General features: G+C 40.2%; 13 protein-coding genes. 10 read left to right on the top strand and 3 right to left on the bottom strand.

The window, feature by feature from the left end:
• Positions 1-45 precede the first annotated feature (45 nt).
• The 5 genes from ODQ17_RS14920 to ODQ17_RS14900 all read left to right on the top strand — a co-directional run bounded on the left by ODQ17_RS14920 (position 46) and on the right by ODQ17_RS14900 (position 4,719).
• Positions 46-1,029: a sulfonate ABC transporter substrate-binding protein gene (locus ODQ17_RS14920; RefSeq protein WP_322904692.1), complete on the top strand. Its 984-nt coding sequence runs from the start codon at positions 46-48 to the stop codon at positions 1,027-1,029.
• A 26-nt stretch (positions 1,030-1,055) separates the two neighbouring features.
• Complete coding sequence (ssuD, locus tag ODQ17_RS14915) at positions 1,056-2,231, top strand: FMNH2-dependent alkanesulfonate monooxygenase (RefSeq protein ID WP_005308909.1); 1,176 nt, start codon at positions 1,056-1,058, stop codon at positions 2,229-2,231.
• Positions 2,228-3,025: an aliphatic sulfonate ABC transporter permease SsuC gene (ssuC, locus tag ODQ17_RS14910; protein ID WP_322904687.1), complete on the top strand. Its 798-nt coding sequence runs from the start codon at positions 2,228-2,230 to the stop codon at positions 3,023-3,025. Before ssuD ends, ssuC begins: the two co-directional genes overlap by 4 nt.
• Before the next feature lie 13 nt (positions 3,026-3,038).
• Positions 3,039-3,839 carry an ABC transporter ATP-binding protein gene (locus ODQ17_RS14905; RefSeq protein WP_005308903.1) on the top strand — a complete coding sequence of 267 codons (801 nt, stop codon included), beginning with the start codon at positions 3,039-3,041 and terminating at the stop codon, positions 3,837-3,839.
• A 259-nt stretch (positions 3,840-4,098) separates the two neighbouring features.
• Positions 4,099-4,719 carry a TetR family transcriptional regulator C-terminal domain-containing protein gene (locus ODQ17_RS14900; protein WP_013199284.1) on the top strand — a complete coding sequence of 207 codons (621 nt, stop codon included), beginning with the start codon at positions 4,099-4,101 and terminating at the stop codon, positions 4,717-4,719.
• Positions 4,720-4,754: 35 nt separating this feature from the next.
• Here ODQ17_RS14900 and ODQ17_RS14895 read toward each other — a convergent pair whose 3' ends face one another.
• Both ODQ17_RS14895 and ODQ17_RS14890 read right to left on the bottom strand, forming a co-directional pair.
• Complete coding sequence (locus ODQ17_RS14895; RefSeq protein WP_199943959.1) at positions 4,755-5,321, bottom strand: 5'-methylthioadenosine/S-adenosylhomocysteine nucleosidase family protein; 567 nt, start codon at positions 5,319-5,321, stop codon at positions 4,755-4,757.
• Positions 5,322-5,401: 80 nt separating this feature from the next.
• Positions 5,402-6,535: a TDT family transporter gene (locus tag ODQ17_RS14890; protein WP_322904682.1), complete on the bottom strand. Its 1,134-nt coding sequence runs from the start codon at positions 6,533-6,535 to the stop codon at positions 5,402-5,404.
• A gap of 207 nt (positions 6,536-6,742) precedes the next feature.
• Here ODQ17_RS14890 and ribF point away from each other — a divergent pair, with 207 nt between their 5' ends.
• The 5 genes from ribF (at position 6,743) to ODQ17_RS14865 (ending at position 12,329) form a co-directional block, all read left to right on the top strand.
• Positions 6,743-7,744 carry a bifunctional riboflavin kinase/FAD synthetase gene (gene ribF, locus ODQ17_RS14885; RefSeq protein ID WP_078225528.1) on the top strand — a complete coding sequence of 334 codons (1,002 nt, stop codon included), beginning with the start codon at positions 6,743-6,745 and terminating at the stop codon, positions 7,742-7,744.
• 61 nt (positions 7,745-7,805) lie between these two features.
• On the top strand, positions 7,806-10,643 hold the full coding sequence (gene ileS / locus ODQ17_RS14880; RefSeq protein WP_111856273.1) for an isoleucine--tRNA ligase: 2,838 nt from the start codon (positions 7,806-7,808) through the stop codon (positions 10,641-10,643).
• Positions 10,636-11,166, top strand: a complete 531-nt coding sequence (lspA, locus tag ODQ17_RS14875; RefSeq protein ID WP_003655819.1) for a signal peptidase II — start codon at positions 10,636-10,638, stop codon at positions 11,164-11,166. Before ileS ends, lspA begins: the two co-directional genes overlap by 8 nt.
• Before the next feature lies 1 nt (position 11,167).
• Positions 11,168-11,650, top strand: a complete 483-nt coding sequence (locus tag ODQ17_RS14870; RefSeq protein ID WP_004640310.1) for an FKBP-type peptidyl-prolyl cis-trans isomerase — start codon at positions 11,168-11,170, stop codon at positions 11,648-11,650.
• Positions 11,651-11,786: 136 nt separating this feature from the next.
• Positions 11,787-12,329: an NADPH-dependent FMN reductase gene (locus ODQ17_RS14865; RefSeq protein ID WP_151823193.1), complete on the top strand. Its 543-nt coding sequence runs from the start codon at positions 11,787-11,789 to the stop codon at positions 12,327-12,329.
• A gap of 43 nt (positions 12,330-12,372) precedes the next feature.
• On the opposite strand, the gene ODQ17_RS14860 is transcribed toward ODQ17_RS14865, so the two are convergent.
• Entirely contained in the window at positions 12,373-12,684 is a 312-nt protein-coding gene (locus tag ODQ17_RS14860; protein ID WP_322904672.1) for an ankyrin repeat domain-containing protein, read from the bottom strand.
• Between the last annotated feature and the right edge of the window lie 214 nt (positions 12,685-12,898).

Below are 12,898 nucleotides of genomic sequence, written 5' to 3'. Positions count from 1 at the left end.
CATATAAATGCTGTGCCTGACCTCAAGGGGAACAAGGATATCAATATGCAACATCAGTCATTATTTAATACGAGTCAGTGGGTACAATTAGCTAAACAAATCAGTGCAGTCACTGTATTAGGTTTAACAATCGCAGCGCCAGCTTGGGCAATTGATCCAACTGTAAAAGAACTTCGTATTGGTTTTCAAAAAAGTTCGATTAACTTTGCGATTGCCAAACAGCAAAAACTATTTGAACAAGAATTTCCAAATGCAAAAGTTACTTGGAATGAGTTTCCTGCTGGACCACAAATTTTAGAAGCTTTGGCTGTCGGTTCCCTTGATGTCGGTGTTACTGGGGACACTCCTCCAGTCTACGCACAAGCAGCTGGAAAGCCTTTATATTACATTGCCTATGAAGCAGCTAAACCACTAGCATCAGCAATTTTAGTTCCTAAGAGCTCGCAGCTAAAACAACTTAAAGACCTTAAAGGCAAACGTATTGCGCTGCAAAAAGGTTCGAGCTCACATTACTTACTTGTACAAGCTGTACGTAAAGCAGGCCTAAACTGGAGTGACATTACTCCGATCTGGCTTACACCTGCCGATGCTCGCGCAGCATTTCAAAAAGGTGCTGTTGATGCATGGGCCATTTGGGACCCTTACTTCGCTTCAGCACAACTAGAAGATCAAGCTCGTGTTCTTGCATCAGGTAAAGGCTTAAGCCCGAACTATACATTTTATTTAGCAGCTCCAGATTTTGTTAAACAACATCCGAAAGCTGTTTCTGGACTCATCAAACAAATTAATCAAGCTGATAAATGGGTTCAAAGCCATCAAGCAGAAACGGCAACAGCCATTGGCCAAAGCACAGGACTAAAGCCTGCGACCAGTGACTTATTTATTAAACGCCGTCCTCGTCCTTCCTCAGCCGCTCCGCTAAACAGCAAAGTGATTGCTGAGCAGCAGCAACTCGCAGACATCTTTACTCAACAAGGCATCATTCCAAAGCCAATCAGCATCAAACAAGCTGTTTGGATTGCCAAGTAATTTCAATAGACATATAGGTAATGCACATGAAAATTTTCTGGTTTATTCCTACCCACGGTGATAGTCGCTATTTAGGTACAAGTAAAGGCGCTCGTCAGGTTGACCATGCCTATATGAAGCAAATTGCTGTAGCGGTAGATAATTTAGGTTATGAAGGTGTACTTATTCCAACTGGTCGTTCATGTGAAGATCCTTGGATTACGGCGGCTAGCCTGATTGATGCAACTCAACACCTTAAATTTTTAGTTGCGTTACGTCCAGGAGTAACAACACCGGCTTTGGCAGCTCGTATGGCTGCAACATTTGACCGCTTGTCGAATGGTCGAGTGTTACTCAACTTAGTGACTGGTGGTGATGAGGCCGAACTACGCGGCGATGGTTTATATGAAGATCACTCAACGCGTTATCAAACTGCCAATGAATATGTAAAAATTTGGCGTGAAATTTTGACGCGTTCACATACGGGTGAAGCTTTTACATTCCACGGTGAACGCTTACAAGTAGACGATGCAAAACTACTTTACCCACCTGTTCAAAAGCCTTATCCACCACTTTGGTTTGGCGGCTCTTCAGACGTCGCTGTCGATCTTGCAGCTGAGCAAGTCGATACTTACCTTACATGGGGTGAACCACCAGAAGCAGTTAAACAAAAAGTCGAACATGTTCGTGCCAAAGCTGAGGCTAAAGGTCGTAAATTAACTTATGGCATTCGCTTACACGTGATTGTTCGCGAAACCAACGAACAAGCTTGGGCAGCAGCGAACGAGCTTATCCAATATCTTGATGATGCAACTATTGCTGCAGCACAGAAAAAATTTGCACAAATGGACTCTGTAGGCCAACAACGTATGGCAGCCCTCCACGGCGGTAACCGTGACAAACTTGAAGTATCTCCAAACCTTTGGGCAGGTATTGGCTTAGTTCGTGGTGGTGCTGGTACAGCACTTGTAGGTGACCCAGAAACAGTTGCTGCCCGCATTCAGGAATATGCTGATTTAGGTATCGATACTTTTATTTTCTCGGGCTATCCACATCTTGAAGAATCGATCCGTTTTGCAGAGTTGGTCTTCCCGTTATTACCAATCGAAACTCGCGCTAAACTTGCTCAGCCAAATTTAACCGGTCCATTCGGTGAGATCATTGCCAATAACTATGTTCCAGACGAGAAGAAGCAAAATAGTTCCGTCAAGGAGCCTGCATGAGCAAAGACGAAAGTATTGTTTCACGTGGAACAAAACAAATCGGGCAGCGTTTGCTGCCTTGGATTTTCCCTATTGTTCTATTGCTTGTTTGGCAAATTGCCTCAAGCTCGGGTCTTTTAGAGAACCGTATTTTGCCTGCACCAACTGCTGTGGTTTCCGCTTTTTGGCATCTACTCGTTAGTGGAGAATTATGGCATCACGTTAAAGTAAGTGCTGGTCGCGCTTTGATTGGTCTTTTGGTTGGTGGCGGCTTAGGTTTGCTCTTAGGTTTACTTAATGGCTCTTCACGCTTCGCCTCTACCCTGCTCGATACGACTCTGCAAATGATTCGTAACATCCCAGCATTAGCACTTATTCCACTCGTAATCTTGTGGTTCGGTATTGATGAAACAGCGAAATTATTCTTGGTCGCAGTAGGTGTTTTCTTTCCCATTTATATTAATACCTATCACGGTATTCGATCAGTTGACCCGCAATTGATCGAAATGGGTAAAAGTTACGGCCTTTCTCGGTGGCAGCTTTATAAAGAAATTATTTTGCCAGGTGCAATGCCTTCTATTTTAGTAGGTCTACGCTTTGCTTTAGGTTTGGTTTGGGTATTGCTCATTGTCGCTGAAACCATTTCAGCTCAAGCAGGTATTGGTTATATGACCATGAATGCACGTGAGTTCTTACAAACAGATGTAGTTCTGGTCGGTATTCTTCTGTACGCCTTACTAGGCAAACTGGCCGATGTTTTAGCACAGCTTTTAGAACGCTATTTACTACGTTGGCACTCTGGATATCAGAAATAAGGGAGCTTAGAACATGACAAATCTGAATTTAAATATTAATCAGAATGAAGTGCAGCTCATTCCGGAAGAACCAACAGAATCTCAAGAACCTGTATTAGGTGCAGAGATTCTGATTGAGCAACTTTATAAATTCTATGGCGAGGTAAAGGTTCTTGAAGATCTTGACCTACACATCCAGCCTGGTGAGTTTTTAGCAATTGTTGGTCGAAGTGGTTGTGGCAAAAGTACGTTACTACGTTTAATTGCTCAACTTGAAAAAGCCAGTTTTGGAGAAATCAAATTCAAATCTGCTCGACATTTGCGTGAAGGCATTACTAACGATGATATTCGAGTAATGTTCCAAGACCCACGCCTACTTCCTTGGAGAAATATCCTTCAAAATGTTCAACTGGGTTTACCTAAAGCCCAACATGCTTTAGCAGAAGAATTACTGGAAAAGGTGGGTTTAAAAGAAAAATCAGGACAATGGCCTTCTCAACTCTCAGGTGGCCAACGTCAGCGTACAGCCTTAGCACGTGCACTATCGCATACGCCACGCATTTTATTGCTTGATGAGCCTTTAGGTGCATTAGATGCTCTAACCCGGCTTGAGATGCAAAGCTTGATTGAGCGCTTGTGGAAAGAACAAGGTTTTACTGCCATTTTAGTCACACACGATGTAAGTGAAGCAGTGCAATTAGCTGACCGTATTATCTTATTAGATAAGGGCCAGATTGCTCAAAGTTTCCAAGTTAATCTTCCACGCCCGCGTAAAAAGAGCATTACTTTTGCACAACTTGAACAACAAGTACTCGATGCAGTTTTGGCAACTTAAGATTGCGATGAGTAATCAGAAATACTCAACCGAAAAATGCCCAATTTACGAGCAATAAAACTGCTGTTTTATTGCTCTTTTTTAGGGCGAAATTTAAAAAATATTTTTAAGAATAACAATAAACTAGTGAATCTCTCTATTTTTTGCACAATAGTATATCTATTACGCAAATAACTAGCCGTTTTTTGATTAAAAAAGCAAGACACCTGTGCACAAATCAAACAATTTCCCTTACAATGGGAGTATTATTTTTTTAATTATGCAGCAGATGGAACAAAAAAAGAGTACCCAAAAGCGCAATCAGCTTCTTGCTGCCGCCCTTGACGTATTTTCAGTCTATGGGTTCACTGGCGCAAGTCTGGATGAAATTGCCCAACTCGCCGACATGCATAAGTCGAATATTTTCTATTACTACGAAAATAAAGAGTCTTTATACGTAGAAGTGCTCACAACCGTTTTACAAAAATGGTTAGCTCCCTTACAAACTCTAGAAGCTGAATTAGAACCAGCCGAAGCCTTATCTCACTATTTAATACAAAAAATCGAACTGTCTCGTAGCCAACCGAAAGCATCTAGATTGTTTGCATTAGAAATCATTCAAGGCGCTCCTCATATTTTACCTATACTCAAAGGACCATTAAAAAAACTATTTAAGCGCAAAGCTAAAGTCATTCAGACTTGGCAAGAAGAAGGAAAGATTTCACCAGATATCGACCCGGAATTATTAATCTTAAACATTTGGGGCCTTACGCAAAACTATGCAGATTTTGCTACCCAAATGGAAATGGTGACCGGAAAAACACTGCGTAACCGAAGCATGTTCCAACGCTCAATTGAGCATACAGTCCACCTAATGCTCTACGGCGTATTACCTCGTTAAAACCAAAAAAAGATCGGCAAATTTGCCGATCTTTTTTAGAAGTAATTTTGATAAAGCGCTAAAAGTTTTTGAGCACCTAATAATAAATTTTCTTCCCAATCTATATGTGCAGTGTCATCTGCACCATCAGTAATATATTTTACCGAAATCAGGCGTACACCTAACTTATGGCAGACTTTGGCTAAGGCATATCCTTCCATATCCACTACATCACAAGCTACTTTTGGCTGACCCGTTTCAAATGAATCTCCAGTTCCACAAATTGCTTTTGGCAAATCAGCAAAATGTGATTGAAGATGAATTTCAGCTGGCAAGTGATCATCTAACGGCGTTACACCTACTTCAAACCCTAGGGGTGAAACATCCATATCACGTTGTACAAAAGTCTTCACCTCGACCAAATCATGTCGATTAAACGCAGAGCTTCCAGCTGTACCTAGATTAATTAAAGTTTTACAGCCAGTTTTTTGAATAACCTCAAATGCTTTAAAGGCAGCATTAATCTTACCAATACCACTGTAATGGACTTCAACACCTGCCTGTTCAAACAAACCTTTAGATTCATTAGGAAGTGCCATAATTAAAGCAATATCAGTGTTCATTCAAAAAGCTCAAATCAAAATTAAATAAATTAGAAAATAAGTATAAATCAGGTGCAAAAGCTTTTTGCACCTTTTCATCATTACTGCATTTTTTGTTGTAAAGCGATTAAACACGGAGAAAAGAACAGTTGGCCGCTATATGCGCCTGCTAGCGTTTTCTTCATTACCACACCCCACATTGTCAATAATAAAAGACTCAATGCCACAGCAACGTATTGTAAAAATACAATTTCAACCTGATGCCCTAAATTAAACAATGCAAGAATAAATACGCCTAATGGAAAGGTTAGGCCCCACCAACCCAAATTGAATGGAATACCTGTCTTTGCGTGACGAAGCGTTGTTAAAATTGCAAGACCAAGCCACCATAACCCGAAGCCTAAAAGCACAAGACTGCCCACAACTCCTAAAGCTTGAAAGACATTCGCAAATTGGTGAAATCCTACGTTTGGCGCTACTCTTTGGGCCTGCTCTCCTAGCAATAAGAGACCTAAAGCACCTGTACCAATCGGTCCTAAAGACAACCAGCTAGAAATTGCGACTTCTTTTTCCGGTAACTGATGTAAAGCCATACGCAACATTAAAATCGTCAAAATAGCGAATGCGGGTAAAACAGAAATTCCCCAGAGTACGTAGCCCACCATTAATAAATGAAAGCTATGCAAATCTGCTGGTAAATGCGCAACTAACATGCCCACAGAACTTGCTGCTACTTCACATGCAACCACAGGTAAAAGCCAGATTGCAGTCATGGTATGTAGCTGATGGTTCTGACGGCTAAACATACAAAACGGTACGATCCACGCAATTGCTAGTGCTAAAAAGACATCGATGTACCATAAAGCTTGAGCAATATGTATCGCAACTTCACCGTAAAGCCCAACACCGAAGCTTAAAAAGCCATTTAGTATTGTAGCGAGCCCCATCGGAATAGTGCCTAAAAACAAACTCATATTGGGATGGTTAAATATTTGCTTCGCTTCATGAGGGAAAAGAAACCACCGCAATAAATAAAGACCTGAAAAAACACTAAATAGGACAATATTGAATTGCCATAACAAAGTTGCTAGCGTGAATAAAAATGATTGAGCAAATGGAAGCTGAATTAAAATCATACTTACCACGCCAGTACCCATAGTCGCTGTAAACCAATTTGGAGTAAAATGTCGTATAACATCTTTGCTATGATTTAATTGGTAAAAGGGTTTTTTCATTTTAGTTCTCTAATCAAAGAGTGGATAAAGATATAGTAGAGCAAACCTTTAATAAGAAAAATTGATTTATTTTTATTTAATTCATCAGTATTTTAAATATACAAATATTCATGTTGAAAAATAACTGAGTAAAAACACAACAACAAGACGAATCTGTGAGATTATGGCAATATATAGCCCTTGCAAAAATAGCCATATTTTAAGTTCATGAAACTGCTTCGTCTTAATGCGTTATCGCCCAATTTTCAGTTACCTCAAACAGCGGTAACTATTGGTAATTTTGATGGTGTCCATTTAGGTCACCAAGCGATGATTGCTCAACTCAAAAAAATTGCTGCAGCACAAGGCTTAAAAACATTGGTTATGATTTTTGAGCCACAACCTCTTGAATTCTTTAAAGGCTACGATGCCCCTCCTCGTATTAATTCCCTACGAGAAAAAGTTGAATACCTAGCTGAGCTTGGGGTTGATTACATTGCAGTTGCTAAATTTGATCAGCATTTCCGTAGTATGAGCGCGTCTGCTTTTGCAGACTTATTAAAAGATAAATTAAACGCGCAGTCTTTGGTTTTAGGAGATGACTTTCATTTCGGTAAGGACCGTCAAGGCAACAGCGAATTTTTAAAAGATTACGGATTTGGGGTCACAAATTTACATACAATTGAACTTGAAGGTGAACGCGTAAGTTCAACTCGTATTCGCCAAGTGCTTCAGGTAGGAAATCTTGCCTTAGCTGCCAAATTATTAGGTCGTCCTTACAGTATTACTGGACGAGTTCAATATGGCGACCAGATTGGCCGAACTCTGGATTTTCCAACGATTAATGTTCGCCTCAACCGCCACAAGCCATGTTTAAATGGGATTTATGGTGTTGAAGTCATTTGTGAAACAACCTCACTTACTCAAAAAGTGCGTCAAGATACACCCGAAAAACCGGGAATTGCCGGATATCATGAAAACAGCCTCTATGGCGCAGGACATGTCGGTACACGTCCAGCCATTCAGCAAGAACACCCAGAGTGGAGATTAGAAGTACATTTCCCTGATGTTTCTGCTAATCTGTATGGCTTATTTATGCGGGTGACTTTCCTTCACTATCTTCATGGTGAATTGAACTACCCTTCGCTTGAGGCACTTAAGGCAGGAATTGATAATGACGTGCAGCAGTTACGACAATACCGTAACGACACGACACAATTTCCTTTTTAATTCGAATTTTGATTGTAAAACATGTCGGCTCCCAAGCTGATTAAACTGGATGAAAACTTGCATGAGCGATAAGCAAACTCCTGAGAATGCAGTGGACTACAAAGCCACGCTAAACCTGCCGGATACTCAATTTGCAATGAAAGCAAATTTGGCAGTACGTGAAGTGAAATGGTTAGAAGAGTGGTATACCGACAACATTTATCAGCAGATTCGTGCATCGCGTATTGGCAAGAAAAAATATATTTTGCACGATGGCCCTCCATATGCGAACGGTACAATTCACTTAGGTCACGCAGTCAATAAAGTACTCAAAGACGTGATTGTAAAAAGCCGTACTTTGGCTGGTTTCGACGCACCTTATGTTCCGGGTTGGGACTGTCATGGCTTGCCAATTGAGCTAAAAGTTGAAGAAAAAGTAGGTAAAGTTGGCGAAAAAGTTGATGCAGCTACTTTCCGTAAACTTTGCCGTGAATATGCTCTAAAACAAATTGATTTACAGCGTACTGACTTTAAACGTCTTGGTATTTTAGGTGATTGGGATAATCCTTATCTCACCATGAACTATAAACAAGAAGCCGATATTGTTCGTACTTTAGGCTTAATCCAGAAAAATGGTCATATCCAGCCGGGCTTAAAGCCAGTGAACTGGTGTATGGACTGTGGTTCAGCACTTGCTGAAGCTGAAGTTGAATATGAAGATAAAAAATCTGACGCAATTGATGTTGGTTTTGGTGTTGTAGATCTTAAAGATTTAAGTGCCCGTTTAAACGTAGAAGTTCAAGATCCAACAGATATTGTGATCTGGACAACTACGCCGTGGACATTACCAGCTAACCAAGCGGTTGCATTGCATGCCGAAATTGAATATCAATTGGTACAAGTAACTACTGAGCGCGGTAAGCAGAACTTCATTCTTGCTAAAGACTTAGTTGCTTCAGCAATTGAGCGTTACAAGCTTGAAAACCCAGTTGTTTTAGCTGACTTTACAGGTTCAGCTCTTGAAAACCTTACTTTACAACACCCTTTACTTACTGATCGTCAAGTTCCAGTGATTTTGGGCGAACACGTTATTGCAACAAGCGGTACAGGTGCAGTACATACAGCACCTGGCCATGGTGCAGACGACTATAAAGTAGGTCTTCAATACAACCTTAAAGTAGACAATCCAGTCGGTGGTAACGGTGTTTATTTACCAACTGCTCCAATCTATGCTGGTGAGCACATCTATAAAGCCAATCCAAAGATTATTGAAGCTTTAGGTGCTGTAGGCCGTTTATGGGCTCATCAACCAATTAAACACAGTTACCCTCACTGCTGGCGTCATAAGACTCCTATTATTTTCCGTGCTACACCACAATGGTTCATTAGCATGGATCAAAAAGGCTTACGTGAAGGCGCGCTTAACGCGATTGAAAACGATATCGAGTTTGTACCGAACTGGGGTAAAAACCGTATTGAATCAATGATTGAAGGTCGTCCGGACTGGTGTATCTCACGTCAACGTACTTGGGGTGTTCCAATTCCTTTCTTCGTTCATAAAGATACGAATGAATTACACCCTCGTACACCTGAACTCATCGAAGAAGTTGCTCAACTGATCGAACAGGAAGGCATCGAAGCATGGTTCAAACGTGAAGCAAAAGACTTCATCGGTGAAGATGCGGAACAATACAACGCCGTTCGCGATACGCTTGATGTATGGTTCGACTCTGGTACAACACATTACGCTGTACTTGAGCAACGTGAAGAATTAGAAAGCCCTGCTGATTTATATTTAGAAGGTTCAGACCAACACCGTGGTTGGTTCCAATCTTCTTTATTAACCTCTATGGCAATTCACAATCGTGCACCATATAAAGCCTTGTTAACACATGGTTTTACAGTGGATGAAAACGGTCGTAAGTTGTCGAAATCTTTAGGCAACTACATTCCGCTTGAAGAAATCATCAAACAGCTTGGTGCTGATGGTTTACGTCTATATGTAGCTTCTAGCGACTATCGCTATGAAATTGCAGCGTCTAAAGAAATCTTTAACCGTGTAAGTGATAGCTACCGTCGTATTCGTAATACCCTACGTTTCTTGCTTGCGAACCTAAATGGTTTCAAACCAAGTACAGATGCTTTAGCAGTAGATGATCTTATTGCTCTAGATCAATACATCTTGCAACGTGCGAATGAAGTACAACAAACCATTATCACTGCTTACGAAGAAATGAACTTCCATGTAGTGTGTAGCGCGTTAACAAGCTTCTGTATTAATGACTTAGGTGGTTTCTACCTAGACATTATTAAAGATCGCCAATATACGACTAAGGCTGACTCACAAGCACGTCGCTCTGCACAAACAGCGCTTTATCATATTGTTCAAGCATTTATCCGTTGGATGAGCCCAATCTTAAGCTTTACCGCTCAAGAAGCATGGCCACTGATTCCAGAACAAACTGAAAAATATGTATTTACTTCAGAATGGTATGACTTGCCTGTTTCATCAAAAGCAAACCTGCTTTCTGAAGAAGATTGGCAAACATTGATTAGCGTAAAATCTGCAGTAAATAAACAGATTGAAGCAGCTCGTAACGCTAAACTTGTCGGCAGTAATCTTTCAGCCAAAGTTGAACTTTGGGCAAATGAATCATTACAAACAGTTTTAAACCAACTGGCTGATGAACTCCGTTTTGTTCTTATTACCTCTCAAGTAGTAGTACATCCATTTGCTGAGCAAGGTGAAGCAACTGAAATGGAAGGCTTACGTGTACAAATATCTGCAGCTGAAGGTGAAAAATGTGCACGTTGCTGGCACGTCCTTCCAGATGTAAATACACATGCCGATCATCCTGGTTTATGTGGTCGTTGTATTGTGAACGTCACTGGTCGTGGCGAAGTGAGAAAATATGCCTAATTCACAAGCTAAAAAAGGCTTATTCCAGTTTTATCCACACAATCTCATTTGGCTTGGACTCTCTGTCCTTGCCATTGTTTTGGATCAATGGACAAAATGGATTGCAAGTACACATCTGAACTACGCAGATCCAGTGCCTGTGCTTCCATTTTTAAACTGGACACTATTACATAACTATGGTGCAGCCTTTAGCTTTTTATCAGATGCAGGAGGATGGCAGCGCTATTTCTTCACATCTTTAGCAGGCTTAGTTTCAATCCTTTTTGTATTTTGGTTGCTTCGTATGCCTAAAAAAATGGTGGTGCTACCTGTAGCCATCGCTTTAATTTTAGGTGGAGCTTTAGGCAATTTAATTGACCGTATTACCCTAGGTTATGTAGTCGATTTCATTCATGTTTATTACCAAAATCATCACTTTCCAGCTTTTAACATTGCGGACAGTGCTATTACCTTAGGTACCATCTTGCTACTCATCGATACATTCTTCCTTGAGAAGCAACGCAACCAAAATTCGGATGCATAATATGACCGAAATTATCCAACCTAACGAAGAAATTCGTATTACAGACGGCTCTAAAGTCGATCTACACTTTTCTGTCGCTATTGAAAATGGTGTAGAAATCGATAATACACGTAACCGTGAAGAACCTGTTACCTTGACTATTGGTGACGGAAATCTTTTACCTGGCTTTGAAAAAGCATTATTTGGTTTACGTGCTGGAGACCGCCGTACAGTGCATCTTCCACCAGAAGATGCATTTGGCCCATGGAATCCGGAAAATATTCAAACTTTCGATACAGTTAAGTTTGAACAACGTCCTATTCCTGGTCATATGATTGAGTTTGAAGATAAAGCAAAAACAACGTTATTCGGTGTAGTGAAGTCAGTTAATGATGACATTACAGAAATTGATTTTAATCACCCGTTAGCTGGAAAAAACATTACCTTTGAAGTAGAAATATTCAAGGTTACTCCTGAAGGCCAACAAGGCATTAAACTCATGTAAATAAAAAAGCCCTCTCAATGAGGGCTTTTTTATTATCCAATTTTTTTCATAGCATAAGAATCCTTACAAATTCTATATTCTCAGCTACCCATGTAATGAATTAAGTTATAAGTATAAAAATCCTCGGGAAAAATACATGCTGGTCTATATTGTCGTGGGAAGTGTTCGTGAAGGACGTACAGCAATTAAAATTGCTAATTGGGTAGAATCAACAATTCCAACATTAGGTCTAAACGATTTCCAAACCGAAGTAGTCGATTTAAAAGAATGGGATTTACCTCTATTTTCAGGATCTCATCCACCCGCTACCGGAATTTATGATCAACCTAAACAACAAGAATGGGCAGACAAAATTGCTCAGGCAGATGCTTTTATATTTATTAGCCCAGAATACAACCACGGTTACAGTCCCGCTCTAAAAAATGCCCTGGACTATGTAGGCAAAGAATGGAGTGGTAAACCAGCTGCATTTATTGGTTATGGTTCAACGAATGGTTCTCGATCTATTAGCCAAATACGTCAAGTCACCTCAAGTTTAAGTATCATTGATCCCAATGCTGTAATAGAGATACGAGATATCTTTAAACGCAATAAAGATGAAAAATTCGAAGCTAATGAGTTTGAAGTAAAAGGGCTTCAATCTATTGTTGAGAAACTACAGAAATATCACTTATCTTAAATTTTAAAAAGGCCTCTATAAACAAAATAGGGGCCTTTTATTTTTATAAGCTTTTTAAATAATTTACTACGTGTATATTACCAGCCATTTCTGCAAGCTGTAACGCTGTATATTCGCTTTTATAAGCGACTTGAGCACCTTTTCCTACCAAGAGTTTAACTATCTCTAAATGATCATTTTCAGCAGCTGCTTGCAAAGCACTATAGCCTTCATCATCTGCCTGATTGGGATCTTGCCCTTCTAAAAGCAGTTGCTCTACCTGATCTAGGTTCCCCAAAGAAGCCCAATATATTAATTCAGGAAGAGAGAGTTCTTCATCATCTTCAGGTATTGAAGAGAAATAATTAATTTTCACGTAAACACCTAAAAATAAGAAAATTCATCATTATTATATTCATAGAACATGCTTGATATGCAAATCTGATTTTAAAGCTGTATTTTCATTAAGCTAAACTCTTCAATTCATTTAATTTCCCATAAAGCAACACCCCGGGCTCCTTCGAGACCGGGGTGTTTAGAATAATGAGCTGGCGATGACTTACTCTCACATGGGAAACCCCACACTACCA

Source organism: Acinetobacter sp. IRS14 (assembly GCF_034650275.1).
GTDB classification, from domain to species: domain Bacteria; phylum Pseudomonadota; class Gammaproteobacteria; order Pseudomonadales; family Moraxellaceae; genus Acinetobacter; species Acinetobacter oleivorans.
This window is presented reverse-complemented; position numbering and strand designations above follow the sequence as displayed.

Bases quoted from the DNA above. Each gene is read 5' to 3' on its own strand.
- ODQ17_RS14905 (WP_005308903.1), top strand. From the start codon at position 3,039: ATGACAAATCTGAATTTAAATATTAATCAGAATGAAGTGCAGCTCATT.
- ODQ17_RS14890 (WP_322904682.1), bottom strand. From the start codon at position 6,535: ATGAAAAAACCCTTTTACCAATTAAATCATAGCAAAGATGTTATACGA.
- ssuD (WP_005308909.1), top strand. From the start codon at position 1,056: ATGAAAATTTTCTGGTTTATTCCTACCCACGGTGATAGTCGCTATTTA.
- ODQ17_RS14865 (WP_151823193.1), top strand. From the start codon at position 11,787: ATGCTGGTCTATATTGTCGTGGGAAGTGTTCGTGAAGGACGTACAGCA.
- ssuC (WP_322904687.1), top strand. From the start codon at position 2,228: ATGAGCAAAGACGAAAGTATTGTTTCACGTGGAACAAAACAAATCGGG.
- ODQ17_RS14920 (WP_322904692.1), top strand. From the start codon at position 46: ATGCAACATCAGTCATTATTTAATACGAGTCAGTGGGTACAATTAGCT.
- ileS (WP_111856273.1), top strand. From the start codon at position 7,806: ATGAGCGATAAGCAAACTCCTGAGAATGCAGTGGACTACAAAGCCACG.
- ODQ17_RS14870 (WP_004640310.1), top strand. From the start codon at position 11,168: ATGACCGAAATTATCCAACCTAACGAAGAAATTCGTATTACAGACGGC.
- ribF (WP_078225528.1), top strand. From the start codon at position 6,743: ATGAAACTGCTTCGTCTTAATGCGTTATCGCCCAATTTTCAGTTACCT.
- ODQ17_RS14900 (WP_013199284.1), top strand. From the start codon at position 4,099: ATGCAGCAGATGGAACAAAAAAAGAGTACCCAAAAGCGCAATCAGCTT.
- ODQ17_RS14895 (WP_199943959.1), bottom strand. From the start codon at position 5,321: ATGAACACTGATATTGCTTTAATTATGGCACTTCCTAATGAATCTAAA.
- lspA (WP_003655819.1), top strand. From the start codon at position 10,636: ATGCCTAATTCACAAGCTAAAAAAGGCTTATTCCAGTTTTATCCACAC.